Origin of the sequence: Nonomuraea sp. NPDC052634 (assembly GCF_040678535.1) — a bacterium.
GTDB classification, from domain to species: domain Bacteria; phylum Actinomycetota; class Actinomycetes; order Streptosporangiales; family Streptosporangiaceae; genus Nonomuraea; species Nonomuraea fastidiosa.
The window spans coordinates 89481-109618 of the sequence record NZ_JBFATY010000004.1; the positions used below are offsets into that span (position 1 = coordinate 89481).

Consider the following 20138-nt stretch of genomic DNA (forward strand, 5'->3'; position numbering starts at 1 on the left):
GGCATGTTCCGGCGTCAGGCGTCCGCGTGCTTGCCGCGCCGGGCCAGCTCGCGCAGGGCGTCGGCCGCGTAGATCACGAGGGACACGAACGAGATCCCGGCGATGACGCCGCCGAGCCACAGGTCGTTGACCGTGGCGTCGACGTACTCGGCGCCGCGCGGCTGGTAGCCGACCGCGAACGGGGCGGCGATGAGCCACAGGCCGCCGAGGAACAGCAGCACGAGGGCGCCCACGCCCAGCTTGGCCTTCATCGGTTCTCCTCCACTCCGACCAGGGAAGCCTTGCCGTTCTGGCGGTGCTCGCCGCCGCTGTTACGGGCGTTCAGGTCCTCGCGCAGCGCCTCCACGAGCGGGGCGAGCAGGGTGGCGAGCTCGGCGGACGACGACTGCGGCGCGGCGACCGGCACGGGCTCGGGCTCCGGCTCGACGCGGCGCGGCTTGGGCACGACCAGGCCGCGTGCCACCAGCTCCTCGTAGATGGCCGACACGAACGCGATCACGGCCACGACGCCCACGACGGCCACGCCCAGGCCGGTGAAGAACTCCGACTTGGTGGCGTTCATCCAGTCGGCGTCCTCCGGCTGGGTGCCGAGGGCGAAGGGCGCGAGCATCAGCCACAGCCCGGCCATGACGGCCAGGGCCGCGGTGACGGCACCCACGAACTTGCGAATCATTGCGTGATTCCTCCTGTGACAAGGTCTTTCTGCGGCGGCGTGGCCTGCGCGATCAGGGCCCGTGAGGTGGGCCGCAGCACGTTCTGCGCGACCGACCTGGCCCGCTCGCGTTCCGTGCGGTCGTCGGGCGGCGCCATCTTGGCGACCGCGGTGAGCAGCGCGGAGTGCTCGCCGTTGGCCCGCTCGATGCGCTGGGCGATGAGCTCGAGCAGCAGGCCCGCCAGTACCAGGTCGTCCTTGCTGAGCGGCTTGGGCTCGGGGGCGGCCGGCGCGGCGGTGCTGCGCAGCGGCAGCTCCTTGAGCAGGAGCGTGGCGAGGAAGCCGAGCAGCGCGATCGGCACGCCCACCAGGAACACCGTCTCCAGGCCCCGCGTGAACGCCTCAAGCACGATGTTCTTGATCGGCCCCGGCAGATGCTGGATGGCGTCGGGGCTGCCGAGCTTGACGTCGCCACCGCCACCGGGCAGCTTGATGCCGGCCTCCCGCACCATCTCGGCCATCTCGTCCTTGAGGCGGTTGGTCAGGATCGCGCCGAACGCGGCCACGCCGACGGCGCCGCCCAGGGAGCGGAAGAACGACACGCCGGACGTGGTCGAGGCCATGTCGCGCAGCTCGGAGCCGTTCTGCGCGGCCAGGATGAGCATCTGCATGGACAGGCCGAGTCCGATGCCGAGCACCGCGACGTCGAAGCCGATGAGCCATTCGCTGGAGTCGACGTGCAGCTTGGACAGCATGAACAGGCCGACGGCCACGATGAGCAGGCCCGCCACCGGGAAGATCTTCCACCGCCCGGTCTGCGTGACGATCTTCCCGGAGATCACGCCGGACAGGAACAGCGCCACGACCATGGGCAGCGTCATCAGGCCCGAGTTGGTCGGGCTGAGCCCCTTGACGATCTGCAGGTACTGCGGCAGGTAGATCATCGCGCCGAACATCGCCATGCCGACGAACAGCGAGGCGGCGCTGGTGAGCACGAACGTCCGGTTGCGGAACAGCCGGGGCGGCAGGATCGGGTTGCCCGCGGTCCGCTCCGACAGCACGGCGAGGGCCAGCATGAGCAGGGCGATCGCGGCGAGGGTGTACGTCCAGGGCGAGTTCCACGCGAACTCGTTGCCGCCCAGCGTCAGCAGCAGCATCAGCGCGCTCGCGCTGGCGGTGATCGTCGTGGCGCCCCAGATGTCGATCGAGGTGTTCCGCTTGACCCGCGGCAGCTTGAGCACCTTCTGGATGACGATGAACGACACCAGGGCGAACGGCACGACCACGTAGAAGCACCAGCGCCAGCCGAGCCATTCGGTGTCGACGATGAAGCCGCCCAGCAACGGCCCCGCGACCGTCGAGATGCCGAAGACGGCGCCCATGTAGCCCGAGTAGCGCCCCCGCTCGCGCGGGGAGACGATGTCACCCAGGATCACCTGCGACAGAGCCGACAACCCACCGACACCGAGGCCCTGGATGGCACGAGCGGCGATCAGCTGTCCCATGTTCTGCGACATGCCGGCCACCATCGAGGCCGCCACGAACAGCGCCAGAGCGGTCTGGAAGAGCAGCTTGCGCCCGAACAGGTCGGACAGCTTGCCCCACAACGGCGTCGAGACCGTCATCGTCAGCATGGTCGCGCTGGCGACCCATGAGTACTGATCCTGACCGCCTAGCTCCCCCACGATCGTCGGCAGCGCGGTGCCCACCACGGAAGTCGAGATCATCGAGGTCAGCATCGCCAGCATGAGCCCGGACAGGACTTCGAGGATCTCGCGGTGGGTGTAGTGCCGCTTCGCGGGGGACGCGGCCGGTGCGTGCGCTACCAAGACAACACCACATCCCCTTCGTACTTTTTATCCACCAGGAGTATACGACTGTTTACTAGCCGGGCGGTAAGTCGGGTGTCCGTTCAGTAGAGTGCGGGCATGAGTCCCCAGGTGACTGAGGCCAGGCCACGCGACCGTGAGGCCACCCGGGAGCGGATCTTGCAGGCGGCCCGTACGCTCTTCGGCGAGCAGGGCTACGAGCAGGTGACCGTACGCATGATCGCGGCGGCGGCCGACGCCAACATCGCACTGGTCGGCCGCTACTTCGGTTCCAAGGCCGGCCTGTTCGGCGCGGTGCTGCAGGGCGAGCCGACGTTCAGCGCGCTGTTCGAGGGCGACGAGAAGGACCTGCCGCGCAAGCTCGCCGAGTACACCGCCGAGCGCATGCACCGGCCGCCGGACAGCCCCATCCTGCGCACTCTCGAACGCTCGGCCGGCCACCCCGAGGTGCACGCGGTGGCCAGGGAGCGCCTGATCACCGCGGTGATCGAGCCGCTGAAAGCCAGGCTGTCCGGGCCCGACGCCCACGCCCGTGCCCGCATGGCCACCGCGGTGCTGCTCGGCGTCGGCGCCACGCGCCGCCGCCTGGGTCCCGAGGAGCCGACGCCGGCCGACGTCGATCGGCTCACCGCCGTCTTCAAAGCGTGCCTGGGCGTCTGAACGCCCCGGCTCGACGCTGAGCGCCGGACCGGCCTCAGCTCCCGACATGGCCTCAGCTCCCGACATGGCCTCAGGTCCCGGCTCGGCCTCAAGCGCCGGGCCGGCGCTTTCCGTGCGGCGGTTGAAAGTTTCACCGTCCGCAGCCGCGCCGACCTGCGATGACGGCGTGGGCAGCGATCGGAGGTCTTTGTCCTGACGGGGGCCGCTCCCTACCATCCTGAAAGCCGGTGGGAGCGCTCCCACACGACGGACGGAGATCGTTCATGTCTCGCAGAAAGCCCGCACTGGCGGCGCTCCTCACAGCGATCGCCACGGCCGCGGCGGGGGCGGTCATCGCCGCCTCGTCCTCCACCGCCCAGGCCGCAGACTCCGCTTTCTACGTGGATCCTCAGACCAACGCCGCCAAATGGGTGGCCGCCAACCCCGACGACAGCCGTACGCCGGTGATCAGGGACAGGATCGCCGCCGTGCCGCAGGGCCGCTGGTTCGCCACCTACAACCCGGACACCGTGCGCGCCCAGGTGGACGCGTACGTCGGCGCCGCGGCGGCGGCCGGGAAGATCCCCATCATGGCCGTGTACGCCATGCCCAACCGCGACTGCGGCGGCCCGAGCGCGGGCGGCGCCCCCGACCACGCCGCCTACCGCGCCTGGATCGACCAGATCGCCGCCGGGCTCGGCGGGCGACCGGCCACGATCGTCCTGGAACCCGATGCCCTGGCCATCATGACCAACTGCATGAACGCCTCGGAGCAGGCCGAGGTGAAGGCGTCGATGGCCTACGCCGGTAAGCGGCTCAAGGCCACGTCGTCGCAGGTCAAGGTGTACTTCGACATCGGGCACGACGCCTGGCTGTCGGCGTCGGAGGCGGCCTCCAGGCTGGTCGGCGCGGACATCGCCAACAGCGCCGACGGCATCGCGGTCAACACCTCCAACTACCGCTCGACACCTGGCCTGATCTCGTACGCGAAGAGCGTCATCGCCGCGACCGGCGTGTCCACGCTCAAGGCGGTCATCGACACCAGCCGCAACGGCAACGGCCCGTCCGGCAGCGAGTGGTGCGACCCGCCAGGCCGCGCCACCGGCATCTGGAGCACCACCGAGACGGGCGATTCCGCGATCGACGCCTTCCTGTGGGTCAAGCCGCCGGGCGAGGCCGACGGGTGCATCGCCCAGGCGGGGCAGTTCGTGCCGCAGCGGGCGTACGAGCTGGCCATGGCCGCGCCCGACCCCACGATCACGCCGACCACCGACCCCACCGAAACGCCCACGCCGGGCACCGAGGGCTGCACGGCGGCGTACAAGGTGGCCAGTCAGTGGAACGACGGCCTGCAAGGCGAGATCACGGTCACCAACACCGGCGACGCGCCCATCAGCGGCTGGAAGGTCTCCTGGACGCCGCCAAGCGGCCAGACGATCTCGCAGCTATGGAACGGCACCCTGTCCACAGGCGGAGGCACGGTCAGCGTCACCAACCTGAGCTGGAACGGCGCGCTGGCACCCGGCGCGACGACCTCGTTCGGCTTCATCGCGAGCGGCGGCTCGGGCGACCCGTCGGCGCTCACCTGCACCGCCTCCTAGCGCGCGCCTCCGGCCTGCGCGCGCACCCCGCCGAGCCCCCGCGCGACGCCTGCGGGGGCTCGGCCTCTCGTTACGGGCCGCTCATTGCGGTCATCCATTGCGGCCCCCATAAGCCCCTCTCACAACGGGCCCCTCACTACGGGATGAAATAACCGCGCAGGCGCGGCTGTTGACCACGACCAGGTCGATTCCGCTCTGCGAAAGGCTCGTACTCATGGCTCTGCCGCTGTCCATCCTTGATCTGGCGCACATCGGCGAGGGCGAGACGGCGGCCGACAGCTTCGCCGCCAGCGTGGCCCTCGCCCAGCGGGCCGAGGAGCTCGGTTACAAGCGCATCTGGTACGCCGAGCACCACAACATGGACAGCATCGCCTCCTCCGCCACCAGCGTGCTCATCGCCCACGTGGCCGCTCATACTCGGACGATCCGCCTCGGGGCAGGCGGCGTCATGCTGCCGAACCACTCGCCGCTGACCATCGCCGAGCAGTTCGGCACGCTGGAGACCCTCCACCCCGGCCGCATCGACCTCGGGCTCGGCCGCGCGCCGGGCAGCGACCAGCAGACCATGCGCGCCCTGCGCCGCACCCCGTCGTCGGCGGACTCGTTCCCGCAGGACGTGCTGGAGCTGCAGGGCTACCTGACCGGCGAGACCCGCATCCCCGGCGTGCACGCCACCCCTGGCAGGGGCACGAACGTGCCGCTCTACATCCTCGGGTCGTCGCTGTTCGGCGCGCAGCTCGCCGCCGCGCTCGGCCTGCCGTACGCGTTCGCCTCGCACTTCGCGCCCGCCGCGCTGGAGGAGGCCATCGCGCTCTACCGGCGCGAGTTCAAGCCGTCGGCGCAGCTCGACCGGCCGTACGTGATCGCCGCGCTCAACGTCATCGCCGCCGACACCAGCGAGGAGGCGCAGGAGCAGTTCCTGGCCTCCAAGCGGCTGCGGGTCACCAGGTTCCTCGGGCGCGGGCGCACGTTCACGCCCGAGGAAGCGGACATGATCCTCGAATCCCCGGCGGGGCAGCAGATCGTGCAGATGACCAAATACTCGGCCGTCGGCGACCCCGCAGAGGTCAAGGCGTACGTCGAGCGGTTCGCCGAGCACACCGGGGCCGACGAGCTGATCGTGGCCTTCTCCGCCGTCGACAGGAAGGTGTGGCTGCGCTCGGCCGAACTGCTCGCCGAAGCCTGGTCGCTCTAACCGGTCCTGCCGCGCCGGTCCCTCAGTCGGCCACCAGCCGGGCGCGGCGGTGGCCGTCGTGCTCGCGCTGGCGGCGCACCACGTACGTGCCGGGCGCGCAGCCTGAGCCGCCGTGCTCGGGATGCAGCAGGTAGACGGGGGCGGAGGCGGAGAACACGCCGATGGCCAGGCCGTCGGCGTCGGTCACGTTCACCGTCCAGCGGCAGCTGCCCGGCTCGGCGACCAGCGTGTGCGGGTTGCCGCCGGCCTCGCCGCGCAGCAGCTCGATGCCTTCCGGCGGTACGGCCTGCCATCGGGGATCGTCGCGGATCTGCACCGCCGCCGACACCAGCCGCAGCGGCACCACGATGAGGTCGCCCTGGGCCTGCGGGCCGTCGAGCACGGGGATCTGGATCTCCTGCTCCAGGTGGTCGAGCACGGTCATCCCGGTCTGGCGGGCCAGCGAAGCCAGCGTCACTGTCATGGACATCACCTCAGGTTCTGCGTAGGAGTTGGGCGTACTGCTCGCCGGACAGCCCGTACGTCCAGCCGGCGGCGGCGAGCGGATCGTCGAAGGAGCCGGGCACGAGGAGGCCGTACTGCCTGCGGTGGCCGTCGCGCTCGACCGAGCCGTTGACCGCGAGCAGCACCCGCGTGGTCCGGCCCCTGTCGATGAAGGCTGTGTCGTAAAGGCGCAGCTCGGAGCCCGCGTTGCCGGGATCGGGCGCGGTGGCGACCAGCCGCAGCCCGGCCTTGGCGATGTAGGCGGGCCAGCCGATGCGTTCGATCGCGCAGCGCCTGACCTCGGCGTTGGGCTCGGCGGAGATGCGTTCTGGGGTCGGATCGTCGATCACCCAGGACGGCACCACGGTGCCGTGCCAGGCGTGCACGGCCCAGCCGTCGGCGTACTGGATGGCCGGGCCGTCGTCGCGGTGCGGGCGGCGCTCGCCGTTCTGCGCCCATGCCTCGGTGTGCAGCTCGGCGGGACGTTCGGAGACGACGCACACGTGCTCGGACGGCCACCACCAGTGGGACGCGGCGGCCACGGCGGTCCACAGGCCGAGCCGTTTCGACAGCTCTGCCGGCAGCTCGACGCCGGCGACCTGGCGCAGCGCGTCGCAGTGGGCGATCCAGGAGACGCACAGCGTGCGGTACCAGACCTCGGTAGGCGAGCCCACGTTGTGTGCGCGGCGGACGGCCGGCAGCAGGCAGCGGCTGGTGGTGCCCAGGAGCGGCTGGCAGACCTCGTCCCGCATCCGCCAGTCCACCTTGTGCTGCCCCCCGCGGATGTGGGCGTGGACCGCGCCGTACAGGCGGTCGCGCAGCTCGATGAAGCGTTTCGCGAGTGGCCATTCGTCCACCCGCTCAAGGAGGCGGCCCGGCGGCAGCCCGGCGGGCACGGTCGCGAACGCGGCGGCAGGCGAGGTGACCCAGTGGAATCGGGGCGGAGACAGACCGATGTGCCGGTAGAGGGCGGAGATGGCGGCCTCGGCGGCCGGGCGGTCCGCGGGCCGTGTCGAGAGCGAGCGGCCCATCCATCGGTCACGGAGCTTGACAGCAGCTTCCCGCTGCAGGACGTAGCTCACCGGGCGCGGGCGGAGGCGCCCTCCTTTCGCATGATCATGAGTGGAATGGTGACAGAAGCGGGCGGCCGATGTCCACCCGTTCGCTCACGTGGCGGGTGACAGAGACGGCACGGCCGGCCGTACGGGTCCTGCGCGTCAGCCCTTCTCGATGAGGGTCGTCGGCGGGAGGTTCCACGCGTCGAGCCGGATCCTGCGGTCCTGCGGCGGCACGCCGTCCCAGGTGGCGCGGAGTACGCGTTCCTCGCCGGGCAGCAGGTCGAAGGCGTTGTCGTCCCAGCGCACCCAGCCGGGCGCGTGCGCGGGCCGGTCGTCGAGCAGACGCAGGAACGGCACCACGGGCCCCGACTCGTGGCGCAGCCGCAGGGTCCACGCGTCCTCGCCGGTCTCCAGCTCGGCGGTGACGCTCGCCTCGGGCAGCGTGAGCAGGTCGGCGAAGCCGGGGCCGCCGGTCAGGACGTACCGGTTGGTGATCGTACGGCCGGTGTCTCCGCGTACGGACAGATCGAGCAGGAAGCTTCCCGCCCCCGGGGCGCACGCGATCACGCCGATCTCGCCCGGAACGGTGGCGGTCCAGCGCCGCTCGGCGCGCACACCTCCGTCGAGGCCGAGCACCCGCGCCTCGACCTCGGCGGGACCGCCCTCCCACCACGCCCATACGGTCGCGCGCAGCTCGTCCACGCGGGGCGCGGGCAGCGCCGCGCACACGTGTTCCCGCCGGTACGCGCGGCGCACGTAGTGGTAGGCCGCCTTCGGCTCGCCGAAGTAGTCGACGGACGACGTGCACCAGCCGTTCGGGAACGACTCGTTGAGCTGCCACGGCAGCACCCCGCAGCTCGCGGGGCGGCGGCGGTTGGCCTCGATCGCGTAGCGCAGGCCGTCGGCCTGGAGGAACTGGCTCGCCCGCGACATCGCCCGCAGGTCCTCGATCGCGCCGCCGAACGCGGCCCGCACCAGCGGCTCGTTGTTCCACCAGCGGCCGAGGTGGTCCCAGACCGGGTTGCGGTAGGTCGGCAGGCGGCGCTCCGGCGCGGGCACCACCGACTCGATCGCCCGCAGGTTGCTCATCCCCTCCACGCCGAACTCGCTGAGCAGCAGCGCCCGGCCCTCGTCGTAGAGGCGGTAGTGGTCGTCGAGCCCCTGGTGCTCCCACGGGCCGTGCACGTCGTGGTGCTCGGGGCCGCTGCGCACGCTCTGCAGCGTGTTGCCGAACACCGGCCCCGTCGGTGAGGTCGGCAGCCAGTGGCGGCCGGGGTCGAGCCTGGCCACCACCTCGTGCAGCGCCGCCAGCACCGGCGAGCCGTCGTCGGTCAGCGGCACGCCGTCGGCCCGCTGCAGCTCGTTGCCGCCGCACCAGATCGCCAGGCTCGGATGGTTGCGCCGCACCGGGACGATGCGTTCGGCCTCGGCGACCATTCTCGCCACGAACGCCGGGTCGTCGCTGGGCAGGCTCCGCATGCCCGAGCTCGACTGGGCGAACTCCTGCCAGACGAGGATGCCGTACTCGTCGCACAGGTCGTAGAACGCCTCGGTCTCGATGAGGCCGCCGCCCCAGACGCGCAGCATGGTCACGCCCGCGTCGCGGGCCAGCGTGAGGAGGTGGCGGAGTTTCCCCTGGTCGATGGCGCCGTAGAGAGCGTCGGCGGGGACCCAGTTCCAGCCCTTGATGGTGACAGGGCGGCCGTCCACGGTGAGGCGGTAGGGCAGCGAGCCCTCGGGGGCGCCCGGGTCGCGGGTGAAGCGCACGTCGCGGAAGCCGATCCGGGTCTCGCGCCGGTCGCTGACCTCGCCCGTCGTGTCGCGCAGGACCGTGGTGAGCGTGTAGAGGTGGGGGTCGCCGTCGCCGTTCAGGTGCCAGCGGCGGGGGTGGTCGACGGTGAGCTCGGCGGTGCCGCTGGGTGGGGCGGTGGCGGTGGCGACGACCTCGCCTTCCGCCGTACGCAGGGTCAGCTCGGCGCTGCCCTGCCCGTCTCCGTCCGTTGTGAGATGGACGGCGACTTTCCCGGTGCTCCCGTGCAGTGTCGGGCGGGCCCACACGTCGGCCAGCCGCAGCGCGCCGGTCGTCCGCAGCCGGACCTCGCCCCACAGGCCCTGGTGCACGAGGCGGGGGCAGAAGTCCCAGCCGTACCCCATGCGACCTTTGTGGACCTTCACCTTCTCCGTGTAGCCGACCTGCGGCTCGCTCACGGGCGCCGGCTCGATGACCACGGCCAGCGCGTGCTCGCCGCCCAGGCGGCCGGTGACCTCCACGACGAGCGGCACGTACGTGCCCTCGTGCCGCGCGATCCGCTCACCGTCGAGGTAGACGGCCGCCGCGTAGTCGATGCCGTCGAACTCCAGGAACGCCCGCCGCCCGGGTCCCGGCTCCGGTGTGACCAGCCGCGTCCGGTACACCCAGGTCCGCTGCGGCACCCACTCCGACAGCATGCTCTGCCGCCCGACGTACGGGCTCGGCACCTCACCGGCCGCCAGCAGGTCGGCGTGCACGCTCCCCGGCACTCTGGCGGGCACCCAGCCGCCGGTGGCGCCCTCGCGGGCGTGCAACTGCGCGCGGTGCAGCTGCCAGTCGTCCCCGAGGAAACCCCGAAGCTCCCAGCCCTTGTTGAGAACGCGTAGAGATGACGCGGAGGACACGGAGGACATGGCGCCTTTCAACGGGGTTGTGGCATCGTTCCCACAGGATGCTAGGGGCGGTGCCTTCGCGCGGTCAACGGGAACGGCCACCGCCGGACGGACAGTGCTTGTGTGTGGATATGTCACTGCGCGCCCGCATACGGGACGGGGATGCCGAGGCGTTCGAGGCGCTCTACGAGGAGACGGCCAGGCCGGTGTTCGCCCACGCCTTCCGCCTGACCGGCGACTGGTCGGCCGCCGAGGACGTGCTGTCGCTGACGTTTCTCGAAGCCTGGCGGCTGCGGCACCGCATCGACGCCGACGGCGGCAGCCTGCGGCCATGGGTGCTGGGCATCGCGACCAACGTGGCCCGCAACCTCCGCCGTGCGGCCCGCCGGTACGAGGACGCGCTCGCCAGGATGCCGCGAGGCGACCGCATCCCCGACTTCACCGACGAGATCGTCGGCCGCATCGAGGCCGCCGAACGGCTGGCCGCGGTCCGGCGGGCCTTCGGCGCGCTGCGCCGCCACGAGCAGGAGGTGTTCGCGCTGTGCGTCTGGTCGGGGCTCGACCACGCCGAGGCGGCCGAGGCGCTGGGCGTCGCCGTGGGCACCGTCAGGTCCCGGCTGTCGCGGGCGCGCAAGAAGCTGGAGAAACTCGCCGCAGAAGAACGGGAACGCCCCGCCGCGCGGCGACAGGTAACGGGTGACCACGAACACGTGGCCCGGTCCGTACGGGAGGAGAGGCGATGAACGCGGACGAGCGCGACACGCTGGCCGAGCTGCTGCCATTCGAGGCGGAACCGCGGCTTCCCGACGGCCGGCACCATCAACTCAAGGAGTTCGTCATGTCGGAGATCCGCAGGCCGGCCCGCCCCAGGCGGCTGCCCCGCCCCGCTCTCCTGGTCCCCGCGCTGGCCCTCGGTCTCGCGGCGGCCGTGGGCGTTCCCCTGGCGCTCGGCGGCGGCACGCCCGCGTACGCGGTGTCGAAGAACCCCGACGGCACCCTCACCATCACCATCCAGCAGGCCAAGGACCCCAAGCCGCTGGAGGCCACGCTCCGGTCCATGGGGGTGAACGCGGTGGTCGACTACATCCCCAGCGGCAAGCGCTGCTCGCCGCAGCCGCGCAGCACCGCCTTCCTGTCCCGCGAGGAGGCGCAGAACCCGGCCGACGGCCGGCCGTTCCTGATCTGGCCGCCCAAGACCGAAGAGCGGGCCTTCCAGATCGACCCGGGCGCGGTCAAGCCGGGACAGACGGCCGTGCTGGAGTTCAGCGTCTCCGATGACGAGCGCGTGGCCGGCATCTGGGCGAACATCTCGAACGGCCCGGTCGAGCCCTGCACGCTCGTGGACAGCGACGAGGCCCCGCTCGGCCCACCGCCGGGCTGGGACGGCTGACCCGGGATATCGTTGCGCGGTGACCGTCCGGTACGCGTGGCCCGACCACTTCTCCGCCCGCCCCCACGGCACGCCGGGCGGCCTGAATCCTCCGGCCGCCGAAGCGGAGGTCCGGGAGCTCGAAGCGCGCCTGGGGGTGGGGCTGCCGCCGGGCTACCGGCAGTTCCTGCTGTTCGCCGACGCTGGCGCGAGGACGACGACTGCTGCCTGCTGCGCGCCGCCGAGGCGGGCTGGCTGCGTGAGATCGATCCCACGCTCGCAGAGAGCTGGGCGGCGCTCAAGCCCGAGCACGGGTGGAGCGTGCCCGACGAGCTCTACTTCGTCTACGGGCCGGAGCAGGACTCCATCCACTTCCGCGGGGAGTACGTGCCCGACACCCTGCTGATCGGGTACTGGGACGACGGAGCCGCCCTGCTCAACCCGCACGTCCGCACCGCCGAGGGCGAGTGGGAGGCGTGGTACCTCGCGCCGTGGAAGCCCGGGGCCGGCCGCTACCGGTCCTTCTGGGACCTCGCCATGGACGAGCTGCGCTTCCTGCGCAACCCGGGCTGACCCGCTCACGCGGCGTCGCGGTGCCGGGCCGAGGCCGCAGAGGTCGCGCGCGCCGGGAGGGGGTCGCGCGCGGCGGGCTGAAGCGTCGGGGATGCGCGCGACGGGGTGGAGGCGTCACAACGTCGCGCGCAGCCGGGCTCAGGCGTCAGGAGGTGGGGTCCGCTTCGTGGGCCGGGCGGGCGCGGCGGGTTTCCGGTGTGGGTGGTCCAGGGGATCAAGGTGACCATCATCGAGCCCGGCGGGTTCGCCACCCGGGACGGCAACAACCCCGACCCGCTCGCCAACGGCCACATGGCGACGACCGACCCGGCGTACGACGGACTGCGGCAGCGGCTCGGGGCCATGACCGGCAAGATGCCCGCGGGCGACCCGGCCGCCGCGGCTCAGGCGCTGCTGAAGCTCGTCGACTCCGCGAACCCGCCGCTGCGGGTGCTGTTCGGCAAGGGGTTCCAGCCGATGATCGAGCGGGCGTACGCCGACCGTCTCAAGACCTGGTCCGACTGGCAGGAGCTCGCGATCGAGGCACACGGCGCCCTCGAAGCAAGCTGAGCCGGCGGCCGCGCCGGACGGGCGGCGGGCTTCCCGGGAGATCAGCCGGAGGAGAAATTCGATTGCCCGGCGATGCCGGGCGAGCCTAGGGTCCTGCTCCTGATGCGAAATGATCCGGAAGATCCGGCGCAGCTTCGACAGGACGGGCCACGATCGTCAGGGCGCGAGATCCCTGCCGCCTTGATCATGCTGCTCGCCGGCACCACCGTCTCCACACTCGGCGACGGCATGGCGACCCTGTCACTGGTGCTGGAGGCGGCCGACAGCGGCCCGTCGTGGTGGGTCACCGAGGTCTACCTGGCCGAGCTCGTACCGCCGCTGCTGCTCGCCCCGCTGCTCGGCGCGTTCGTGGACCGGACCGACGCGAAGCGCGCCTGGCTGGTGGCGGTGCTCGTCCAGGCGGCGCTGTTCGCCGGGGCCGCCGCCACCCCGTTCTTCCACGCGCGGGTGCTCATGGTGGCGCTGGCGAACGTGCTGGGCGTGATCTCCTCGGCCGCGGGCTTCAAGCTGCTGCCCGCCGTGGCCGGCCGGGCGGGGCTGGAGAAGGCCAACAGCTGGCTCACCGCGGCCACGTCGCTCTCCACGCTGGTGGGTCCCGGCCTGGGCGGCGCGCTGCACACCGCGTACGGGAACGCGTGGCTGCTGGGCTTCAACGCGGTGACGTTCGTGGCGGTCTCGCTCGTCGTCTGGTTCGTGGTGCCCGCGGGCAAGGACCAGCGTCTGTCCGTGGGCGGCGGCTCGATGGCGGGCGCGCTCGACGGCATGCAGGTGATGTGGCGGTCGCCGGTCATCCGCCCGCTCCTGCCGATCCTCGCGGCCGTGGTCTTCTGCACCGCCCTTGAGGGCGTCGCCGGGGTCTTCTACCTGCGCAGTATCACCAGCAGCGACACGCTCTACGGCTTCCTGCTGTCGGCGTGGGCGCTCGGCTCGCTGCCGGGCTCGCTCGTCGCGGGCTGGGGCAGGCTCGGCAGGCAGCACCTCGTCCTGGTGCTGGGCGGCGCGGCGCTCATGGGCGGCGCCTTGCTCGTCGAGGGCCTCGTCCCGGTCGCCCTGGTCATCGCCGTCGTCTTCGTCCTGGGCGGTTTCGGGAACGGCGCCCACAACGTCGGCCTGCGCAACGTCATCCACCACCACGTGCCGCCGGACATGCACGGGCGGGCCTGGGCGTACTGGCGCGTGCTGGCCAACACCTGCGTGACCGTCGGCTATCTGGTCGGCACGCCCGGCGTGATCCTGGAGGCGCGGGCGGCCATCATCAGCTCGGGCGCCCTGACCCTGCTCGCCATGCTGTACGGCGTGTGGCGGCTGAACAGCGCCGGCCTGCTCCGCAACTACCCGGCCGCGCAGCCCGCCGGGTGATCCGCGTCGTCCCACCGCCTGCGCCGCCGCAGCCGGTGAAGTCGGAAAGGGACGCGATGACCTTCCCGGTGAAGGGCTCGCCACGGTAGAAGAGGCGATCACCGGTGGCACTGAGCCCCGGATCGCCCGCCTCCACGGCCACCACGTACACGCCTCTTTTGCAAGCCGGTTCCGCTGGCCGTCGCAGGGCCGACCTCGGCGCGTACCGAGGACCTCGAAGAGATCTCGCGGCGGGTTCGCGCCCCGCACGAGCTCGCCGAGATCTCCCGCCGCTTCGACGGAAGCTTCTGCGTCTTCGGCTCGCTCGACGGCGTTCTGTTCGCCAACGGCCCCGCGATGCAGACACGGCAGGTCTTCCACGCGATGATCGACGGCGTGCGCGTCCTGTGCGACCGGGCCGACGTGCTGAGCGAACTCTGCGGGCTGCCTCTGGACGAGATCGCGCTGGGGCTCCGCCTGGCCCGCGGGCTGCCGTACCCCGCCGACAGGCTGCCCATGTGGCAGGGCGTGAGCGCCGTACCCGGGCCGCAGTACGTGCTCGTTCGGCGTGACGGGCGGGAGGCCGAGCAGCGGACCTGGTGGCGCCGGCCGGAGCCGCGCCTGACGAGAGCGGACGGCGCCGCGCTGCTGCGCGACGCGCTGGAGACCGCCGTCCGGGTTCGTACGGAAACCGAGGCCGATATCGCGTGCGACCTGTCGGGCGGGCTCGACTCGACCCCGCTGTGCTACTTCGCCGCCCGAGGCCCCAAAGGAGTCATCGCCCGGACGTTCTACACCGACGACCCGGGCGGCCGCGAGGACCTCGAATGGGCGCGCCGCGCGCTGCCCGCGATGCCGGGAGTGCACACGCACGACGTGTTCTCCGCCCAGGGCCTGCCCGGCTTCTACGAGGGCCTGTACGACCTGGCCATCCCCATGGACGAGCCCACGCAGGCCGGGGCGGCGATACCGCGGATCAGGCACATGCTCGCCGACGACGTCGAGCGCGGCGTGACGATCCACATCAACGGTCTCGGCGGCGACCACCTGTTACGCGGGGTGAAGGCATGGAACCACACCCTGATGCGCGCCAGGCCGTTCACCGCGTGGTCGCGCTCCCGCGCCGAGGACGCGCCCATGGGGATCGGCCCGCTCTCCACGCTGCGGCAGCTCATGGACCGCCGGACCTACCGGCAGTGGTACCTCGCCACGGTGCGCGACGCGGCACGCGGCGTCGAGCCCCCCGAACTGCCCAGGATCAACGACTGGTCGGTGCCGCTCTCCTTGCCGGACTGGCTCACGGCCGACGCCCGGGCGTCGATGCTCGACCGATTACGGCGGCTCGGAGCCGAGGCCACACCACTCGGCACCGGCCTGGCCAGGCACTTCGATGTCTTCACCGTGCAGCAGGCCGGCCGCCTGGCCAGGAGCATGGGACTCGTCGGCCAGTCGCTCGGCGTCTCGTACGACGCGCCGCTGCTTGACGACCACGTGGTAGAGGCCGTGTTCCAGGTCAGATACGAGGAACGCGACTCGCCGATCGAGTGGAAACCGCTCATGAAGGCCGCGATGACGGGATTACTGCCCGACGACTATCTGCGGCGGACCACGAAGATCGGCGGCGCCCCGCAGTCCGTCCGCGGCTACGCCGCCCACTTCGACGCTCTCACCAGCCTGTGGGAGGACTCGGGGCTGCTCGGCTCCGGGCTCATCGACCGGAGCCGGCTGCTGTCCTCAGCCAGGCCGAGCGCGACGGCGATGCCCTCCCCTTACGTTCACGCGCTCACCAACGCCGCCATCTTCCTGCAGGCCTGGAACAGCACCACGCGACGACGCGAGATCGAGCAGAAGGAGCCGTCATGGAGAGCGTGAGCGAGCAGCGCAGGTCCGCGCTGCACCGGGTCAGCACGGAGTACGGCGACGTCGTGCTGAACGAACGCACCGGGGCCTACTGGCATCTCAACGAGAGCGCATCCCGCGTCCTGGCGGTGCTCGAACGGGGCGGTAGCCAGGACGACGCGGTCGCCGACCTCGTACAGACGTACGGGATCGACGCTGACCGCGCCAGAGCCGACATCGAGGCGATCAGCGGCGAGTTGCGCAGGCTGGGCGCGCTGTGAGCGCCGTTCTCCCGGAGGCCCCGGCGCGCCTGAGCCCGCTCACCCGGTTGCAGATCGCCGCCGTCGTGCCGGTGGCCCGCCTGATCCACCGGCGGCCGCCCGCCGAGCTGCGGCGCCGGCTCGCCCGGCTGGCGCGCGGCGCGCGGCCGGCCCGCTACGACGAGGCGAAGCGGGCGCGCGACGAGATCCTGACCGCCAGCCCCCGATGCCGCGGCGACAGGGCGTGCCTGATCAGGTCGCTGTCGGTGGTGCTGCTGTGCAGGCTGCGCGGCGTCTGGCCGGCATGGTGCGTCGGCGTGCTCGCCGTGCCGCCGTTCGCCGCGCACGCCTGGGTCGAGGCGGAGGGCCGCATCGTCGACGAGCCCCTCGCCCACACGGACTACCGCGCCTTCTTCAAGGTCGCGGTCGAAGCCCGGCCGGGCGACCGCCCGGCCGCGAACCACAGAGATGACAGGAAGGAGGTGCAGCGCTGATGAAGGAGACCTACGAGTCGCCGGCCGTTGTGGAGCTCGGGAGCTTCCACGAGGAGACCGGTTACGGCATCGGGACCTCGGCCGAGGGCTGGTGGCCGCTGGCGGACCGGTCGTCCTGAGCCGCCGCTGGTGGCGTACCGCACGAGTCGCTGAAAGGAGGTGTTTCCATGGACGTCAAGTACGAGGCGCCGTCGCTGGTGCAGGTGGGTGACTTCCACCAGGACACCGGCGAGTTCATCGGCCCGTACGAGGAGGCCATCCTCCCGTTCGAGGACCACTCCCCCTGACGATCACCCTGCCAGGGGACAGGCGCTTGTACCTCATGACGCGAGGCGACTGGCATCCAGAACGTCGTTGAGGTGACGGCGCCCGACGCAGCAGCGCCCGCTGTGAGATCGGCACGTGATCTCACAGCGGGCACCCTTTGCTGCCATTACAGCACGCCCGGCACGCGCCAGGAACAGGCCAGGCGGCCTTGGCCGGCCCGGCGGCCGGGATCGGCGGCCACACGACGTCTCATGAGGAGTCACATGAAGGACGGCGACGCGGCTCCGGCGGTCGATGTCCGCGGCCTGTGCATGCGCTACGGCGCCCAGGACGTGCTCAACGGTGTCGATCTGCGCGTCGAACGGGGTGAGATCCTCGCGCTGCTCGGCCCCAACGGAGCGGGCAAGACCACGACGATCGAAATCTTGGAGGGCTTCCGCCGGCGCACGGAAGGACACGTCAGGGTGCTGGGCGTGGACCCGGAGACCGGCGGAGAGCGCTGGCGGGCGCGGCTCGGCATCGTGTTGCAATACTGGCGCGATCACCGCCGCTGGCGCGTCCGAGAGCTGCTCGACCACATCGGCCGCTACTACCGCGCCTACGGCACGCCGGATCGGCCACGGCCCTACCCGGCCGACGAGCTGCTGGCCCGCGTGGGCCTCACCGGGCAGGCGTCGAAGGTCGTCGGAGACCTGTCGGGCGGGCAGCGCCGCAGGCTCGATGTCGCGATCGGCCTCGTGGGCAATCCCGAGCTGCTCTTCCTCGACGAGCCCACCGTGGGCTTCGACCCGGAGGCGCGGCACGACTTCCACCAGCTCGTACGCGACATTTCCGCGAAGAACGACACCAGCATCGTGCTGACCACCCATGACCTGGCCGAGGCGGAGACCCTCGCCCACACCATCGCCATCCTGATCGACGGCCGCATCGCCGCCCGGGGCACGCCGCGCGAGCTGTCCGCGCGCTACTCGGAGTCGGTGAACGTGTCGTACCGGCGGCGCGGGGACGACCACCGCGTCGCGGTGCCCGAGTACGCGGCCGTGGACTACGTACGCCGGCTGCTCGACGGCGATCCGGGCATCTCCGAGCTCGAAGTGCGGCGGTCGAGCTTCGAGGAGGCCTACCTGAGCATGGTGCGCTCCCTGGGGTCCGCGCGGCGGGTGCTCGACGACGCGGTCAGGCCGAGGTGAGCCGCCGTGACGACGACCGGGTCCATCGTCAGGATCGGCCTGCACCGCGGGCTCATCGAGCTGCGGCACGGCCTGTCACTGACGTTCAACTACGTGTTCTTCCCGACGCTGGCCGTCCTCGTCATGTACGCGCTGCGCGGCTTCTCGCTCGCCGGCACTGACTACTCGCTCGGCGCGTACGCCATCCCGGGGATCATCGCGATGAACGTGCTGTTCACCGGGCTCATGGGCATCGCCTCCGCGCTGATGGTGGAGCGCGAGGACGGCACCTTGATGCGCGCCCGCGCGACCCCGCACGGCACGGTCGGCTACTTCGTCGGCAAGATCGTCAGCCAGGCCGCGCTGACGTGCGTGACGTTCGCGGTGGTCCTGACCGTGGCGATCGCGCTCTTCGACGACTTCACCTCCGACCCGATCGGCGGCTTCGTGACCCTGTGCTGGGTGCTGCCGCTCGGCATCGTCGCGATGCTGCCCATCGGCGTGATCCTCGGCGTCGTGGTGCGGCATCCCCGGCAGCTCAGCTTCGTCTCGTTGCTGCTGATGGGCATGACGGCGGTATCCGGGATCTTTTACCCGCTGGCGCTGCAGGCGCCGTACCTGCAGGTCACCGGGCAGCTCTTCCCGCTGTACTGGCTGGGCCTCGGCATGCGGTCGGCGATGCTGCCCGCCGAGCTGGCCGCCACCGAGATCGGCGGGTCGTGGCGGCCGGTGGAGACGGCGGCCGTACTGGGGCTGTGGGCGGCGGCTGCGACCGCGCTGGCGCTGCTCGCCCTGCGCAGGATGTCGCACCGCGCCGCGGGATCGCGGCCGCGGGCGGCCGGGCACGGGAGGGCAGCCCGATAGCCGGCGTCACGGCGACCCGTGATCCGTCCGGGGTGCCGCCGTACGATGGAGGGCGGATGACTGACGCATCAGCCCGCGTGAGCACGAGCGACGATGCCCCGGGCATCGGGCGCCCGCCGGCCGGTGCTTCCGGCACGTGGTTCCAGGAGCGCCCCTGGGTCGTGGAGCTGGTCGTGGTGCTCGCCGTCTTCACCTACAACCTGCCGATTCAGGCGAGTTTCGTCCCCAGCGGGCTGTGGCCGGGCACCGGCGCGGTCGTGTCCGTGGCGCTGTGCGCGCCCTACCTGGCCAGGCGGCGTCATCCGCTCGGCGTGTTCTGCGCCATCCTGCTGACGGCCGTGGTGCAGGTGCTGCTCGGCGTGGGCCTGCTGGTCGCGGACGTGATGCTGCTGTTCGCCCTCTACAACCTCGCGACGAGGCTGCGGTGGACGGTCACCGTCCCGGCCGCCGCGTCGGTGGTGGGGTGGCTGCTGGTCGCGTCCGTGCCGGTGATGCGCCAGGGGTACACGAGCGTCGGCGACATCGGCGTGCTCGTCGTGGTGATCATCTGGGCGTGGACCTGGGGGACGCTGGTCAAGACCCGCCGGGCGTACATCGACAGCCTGCGCGAGCACGCCCGCTGGCTCGAACGCGAGCGCGCGGCCGAGGCGAAGGTCGCGGCGGCCAGGGAGCGGGCGAGGATCGCCAGGGAGATCCACGACATCGTCTCCCACAGCCTGAGCGTCGTCGTGGTCATGGCCGACGGGGCGGCCGCCAAGGCGCACAGCGAGCCGGACCGCGCCCGGCAGGCGATGCTGGCCGTACGCGACACCGGACGTACGGCGCTGGCCGAGATGCGGCGCATGCTCGGCGTGCTTCGCGACGGAGAGCCGGGTTCGCACGCCCCGCAGCCGGGCATCGCGCACCTCGACCACCTGATCGAGGAGTCCAAGGCGGTCGGGCTGCCGGTCGAGCTGGCGGTGCGGGGCCGGCGGGTGGAGGTCTCCGCGGGCCTGGACCTCGCCGTCTACCGGGTGGTTCAGGAGGCGCTGACCAACGTACGCAAACATGCCGGGCCGGAGCTCGGCAAGGTCGAGGTGGAGCTGCACTACGGTGACACGAGCCTGCGCGTCCGGGTCACCGACGACGGCCGCGGCGTTCGGGAGGGCGTCCCAGAGACGGGTCCGGGCGGTCACGGCCTGGTCGGGATGCGCGAGCGGGTCACGGCGTACGGCGGCACGCTGCGCGCGGGACCCCGGCCGGACGGCGGCTTCGAGGTGGTGGCGGAACTTCCGATCGGAGGCGACTGTGACGATCCGCGTCCTGCTGGTCGATGA

General features: G+C 71.7%; 22 protein-coding genes. 16 read left to right on the forward strand and 6 right to left on the reverse strand.

Translation table 11 applies throughout. From position 1 onward, the window contains the following. Positions 1-14: 14 nt before the first annotated feature. Genes AB0K67_RS19580 through AB0K67_RS19590 form a run of 3 tightly spaced genes read right to left on the reverse strand, consistent with a single transcriptional unit; the run spans position 15 to position 2481 of the window. Positions 15-251 carry a hypothetical protein gene (locus AB0K67_RS19580; protein ID WP_364061661.1) on the reverse strand — a complete coding sequence of 79 codons (237 nt, stop codon included), beginning with the start codon at positions 249-251 and terminating at the stop codon, positions 15-17. Beyond that, positions 248-673 carry a hypothetical protein gene (locus AB0K67_RS19585; RefSeq protein ID WP_364061664.1) on the reverse strand — a complete coding sequence of 142 codons (426 nt, stop codon included), beginning with the start codon at positions 671-673 and terminating at the stop codon, positions 248-250. Before AB0K67_RS19585 ends, AB0K67_RS19580 begins: the two co-directional genes overlap by 4 nt. Next, entirely contained in the window at positions 670-2481 is a 1812-nt protein-coding gene (locus AB0K67_RS19590; protein ID WP_364061667.1) for an MDR family MFS transporter, read from the reverse strand. Before AB0K67_RS19590 ends, AB0K67_RS19585 begins: the two co-directional genes overlap by 4 nt. Positions 2482-2580: 99 nt before the next feature. On the opposite strand from AB0K67_RS19590, the gene AB0K67_RS19595 reads away from it, so the two are divergent. The 3 genes from AB0K67_RS19595 (at position 2581) to AB0K67_RS19605 (ending at position 5916) form a co-directional block, all read left to right on the forward strand. Further along, positions 2581-3141 carry a TetR family transcriptional regulator gene (locus tag AB0K67_RS19595; RefSeq protein WP_364061670.1) on the forward strand — a complete coding sequence of 187 codons (561 nt, stop codon included), beginning with the start codon at positions 2581-2583 and terminating at the stop codon, positions 3139-3141. A gap of 263 nt (positions 3142-3404) precedes the next feature. After that, positions 3405-4721, forward strand: coding sequence for a glycoside hydrolase family 6 protein (locus AB0K67_RS19600; protein ID WP_364061673.1), 1317 nt, complete (start codon positions 3405-3407; stop codon positions 4719-4721). A 214-nt stretch (positions 4722-4935) separates the two neighbouring features. Next, positions 4936-5916: an LLM class flavin-dependent oxidoreductase gene (locus AB0K67_RS19605; RefSeq protein WP_364061676.1), complete on the forward strand. Its 981-nt coding sequence runs from the start codon at positions 4936-4938 to the stop codon at positions 5914-5916. A gap of 22 nt (positions 5917-5938) precedes the next feature. On the opposite strand, the gene AB0K67_RS19610 is transcribed toward AB0K67_RS19605, so the two are convergent. From AB0K67_RS19610 to AB0K67_RS19620, 3 genes are all read right to left on the reverse strand, one after another. After that, complete coding sequence (locus AB0K67_RS19610; protein WP_364061679.1) at positions 5939-6379, reverse strand: hypothetical protein; 441 nt, start codon at positions 6377-6379, stop codon at positions 5939-5941. Positions 6380-6389: 10 nt separating this feature from the next. Beyond that, positions 6390-7430, reverse strand: coding sequence for a DUF6745 domain-containing protein (locus AB0K67_RS19615; RefSeq protein ID WP_364061682.1), 1041 nt, complete (start codon positions 7428-7430; stop codon positions 6390-6392). 186 nt (positions 7431-7616) lie between these two features. Then, positions 7617-10121, reverse strand: coding sequence for a glycoside hydrolase family 2 TIM barrel-domain containing protein (locus tag AB0K67_RS19620; RefSeq protein WP_364061685.1), 2505 nt, complete (start codon positions 10119-10121; stop codon positions 7617-7619). A 110-nt stretch (positions 10122-10231) separates the two neighbouring features. Here AB0K67_RS19620 and AB0K67_RS19625 point away from each other — a divergent pair, with 110 nt between their 5' ends. The 13 genes from AB0K67_RS19625 to AB0K67_RS19685 all read left to right on the forward strand — a co-directional run bounded on the left by AB0K67_RS19625 (position 10232) and on the right by AB0K67_RS19685 (position 20138). Next, the gene (locus AB0K67_RS19625; RefSeq protein ID WP_364063215.1) at positions 10232-10843 is read left to right on the forward strand and encodes an RNA polymerase sigma factor; all 612 of its coding nucleotides are present in this window, start codon (positions 10232-10234) and stop codon (positions 10841-10843) included. After that, entirely contained in the window at positions 10840-11490 is a 651-nt protein-coding gene (locus AB0K67_RS19630; RefSeq protein WP_364061688.1) for a hypothetical protein, read from the forward strand. The genes AB0K67_RS19625 and AB0K67_RS19630 overlap by 4 nt, the downstream gene beginning before the upstream one ends. Before the next feature lie 300 nt (positions 11491-11790). Beyond that, positions 11791-12042, forward strand: a complete 252-nt coding sequence (locus AB0K67_RS19635) for a hypothetical protein (RefSeq protein WP_364061690.1) — start codon at positions 11791-11793, stop codon at positions 12040-12042. 219 nt (positions 12043-12261) lie between these two features. Further along, positions 12262-12591: a hypothetical protein gene (locus AB0K67_RS19640; protein ID WP_364061693.1), complete on the forward strand. Its 330-nt coding sequence runs from the start codon at positions 12262-12264 to the stop codon at positions 12589-12591. Between the two features lie 186 nt (positions 12592-12777). Next, positions 12778-13950 (forward strand): MFS transporter, encoded by a 1173-nt coding sequence (locus AB0K67_RS19645; protein ID WP_364063218.1) that lies wholly within the window; start codon positions 12778-12780, stop codon positions 13948-13950. A 336-nt stretch (positions 13951-14286) separates the two neighbouring features. After that, the gene (locus AB0K67_RS19650) at positions 14287-15801 is read left to right on the forward strand and encodes an asparagine synthase-related protein (RefSeq protein WP_364061696.1); all 1515 of its coding nucleotides are present in this window, start codon (positions 14287-14289) and stop codon (positions 15799-15801) included. Then, entirely contained in the window at positions 15789-16049 is a 261-nt protein-coding gene (locus tag AB0K67_RS19655) for a lasso peptide biosynthesis PqqD family chaperone (RefSeq protein WP_364061699.1), read from the forward strand. The genes AB0K67_RS19650 and AB0K67_RS19655 overlap by 13 nt, the downstream gene beginning before the upstream one ends. After that, the gene (locus AB0K67_RS19660; protein ID WP_364061702.1) at positions 16046-16522 is read left to right on the forward strand and encodes a lasso peptide biosynthesis B2 protein; all 477 of its coding nucleotides are present in this window, start codon (positions 16046-16048) and stop codon (positions 16520-16522) included. The genes AB0K67_RS19655 and AB0K67_RS19660 overlap by 4 nt, the downstream gene beginning before the upstream one ends. Next, positions 16522-16641 carry a keywimysin-related RiPP gene (locus AB0K67_RS19665; protein WP_364061705.1) on the forward strand — a complete coding sequence of 40 codons (120 nt, stop codon included), beginning with the start codon at positions 16522-16524 and terminating at the stop codon, positions 16639-16641. Before AB0K67_RS19660 ends, AB0K67_RS19665 begins: the two co-directional genes overlap by 1 nt. A gap of 48 nt (positions 16642-16689) precedes the next feature. Further along, positions 16690-16809, forward strand: a complete 120-nt coding sequence (locus tag AB0K67_RS19670; RefSeq protein ID WP_364061708.1) for a keywimysin-related RiPP — start codon at positions 16690-16692, stop codon at positions 16807-16809. 243 nt (positions 16810-17052) lie between these two features. Beyond that, on the forward strand, positions 17053-17979 hold the full coding sequence (locus AB0K67_RS19675; RefSeq protein WP_364061711.1) for an ABC transporter ATP-binding protein: 927 nt from the start codon (positions 17053-17055) through the stop codon (positions 17977-17979). Between the two features lie 6 nt (positions 17980-17985). Continuing rightward, a complete protein-coding gene (locus tag AB0K67_RS19680; RefSeq protein ID WP_364061714.1) occupies positions 17986-18822 on the forward strand; it encodes an ABC transporter permease in 837 nt (278 codons plus the stop codon). Between the two features lie 56 nt (positions 18823-18878). After that, positions 18879-20138: a histidine kinase gene (locus AB0K67_RS19685; protein ID WP_364061717.1), complete on the forward strand. Its 1260-nt coding sequence runs from the start codon at positions 18879-18881 to the stop codon at positions 20136-20138.

What these genes read in the sequence shown, in the direction of transcription:
- AB0K67_RS19600 (WP_364061673.1), top strand. Translation starts at nt 3,405, where the DNA reads ATGTCTCGCAGAAAGCCCGCACTGGCGGCGCTCCTCACAGCGATCGCC.
- AB0K67_RS19615 (WP_364061682.1), bottom strand. Translation starts at nt 7,430, where the DNA reads ATGGGCCGCTCGCTCTCGACACGGCCCGCGGACCGCCCGGCCGCCGAG.
- AB0K67_RS19630 (WP_364061688.1), top strand. Translation starts at nt 10,840, where the DNA reads ATGAACGCGGACGAGCGCGACACGCTGGCCGAGCTGCTGCCATTCGAG.
- AB0K67_RS19580 (WP_364061661.1), bottom strand. Translation starts at nt 251, where the DNA reads ATGAAGGCCAAGCTGGGCGTGGGCGCCCTCGTGCTGCTGTTCCTCGGC.
- AB0K67_RS19620 (WP_364061685.1), bottom strand. Translation starts at nt 10,121, where the DNA reads ATGTCCTCCGTGTCCTCCGCGTCATCTCTACGCGTTCTCAACAAGGGC.
- AB0K67_RS19610 (WP_364061679.1), bottom strand. Translation starts at nt 6,379, where the DNA reads ATGACAGTGACGCTGGCTTCGCTGGCCCGCCAGACCGGGATGACCGTG.
- AB0K67_RS19585 (WP_364061664.1), bottom strand. Translation starts at nt 673, where the DNA reads ATGATTCGCAAGTTCGTGGGTGCCGTCACCGCGGCCCTGGCCGTCATG.
- AB0K67_RS19665 (WP_364061705.1), top strand. Translation starts at nt 16,522, where the DNA reads ATGAAGGAGACCTACGAGTCGCCGGCCGTTGTGGAGCTCGGGAGCTTC.
- AB0K67_RS19655 (WP_364061699.1), top strand. Translation starts at nt 15,789, where the DNA reads ATGGAGAGCGTGAGCGAGCAGCGCAGGTCCGCGCTGCACCGGGTCAGC.
- AB0K67_RS19650 (WP_364061696.1), top strand. Translation starts at nt 14,287, where the DNA reads ATGCAGACACGGCAGGTCTTCCACGCGATGATCGACGGCGTGCGCGTC.
- AB0K67_RS19675 (WP_364061711.1), top strand. Translation starts at nt 17,053, where the DNA reads ATGAAGGACGGCGACGCGGCTCCGGCGGTCGATGTCCGCGGCCTGTGC.
- AB0K67_RS19645 (WP_364063218.1), top strand. Translation starts at nt 12,778, where the DNA reads ATGCTGCTCGCCGGCACCACCGTCTCCACACTCGGCGACGGCATGGCG.
- AB0K67_RS19625 (WP_364063215.1), top strand. Translation starts at nt 10,232, where the DNA reads ATGTCACTGCGCGCCCGCATACGGGACGGGGATGCCGAGGCGTTCGAG.
- AB0K67_RS19670 (WP_364061708.1), top strand. Translation starts at nt 16,690, where the DNA reads ATGGACGTCAAGTACGAGGCGCCGTCGCTGGTGCAGGTGGGTGACTTC.
- AB0K67_RS19605 (WP_364061676.1), top strand. Translation starts at nt 4,936, where the DNA reads ATGGCTCTGCCGCTGTCCATCCTTGATCTGGCGCACATCGGCGAGGGC.
- AB0K67_RS19595 (WP_364061670.1), top strand. Translation starts at nt 2,581, where the DNA reads ATGAGTCCCCAGGTGACTGAGGCCAGGCCACGCGACCGTGAGGCCACC.
- AB0K67_RS19685 (WP_364061717.1), top strand. Translation starts at nt 18,879, where the DNA reads ATGACTGACGCATCAGCCCGCGTGAGCACGAGCGACGATGCCCCGGGC.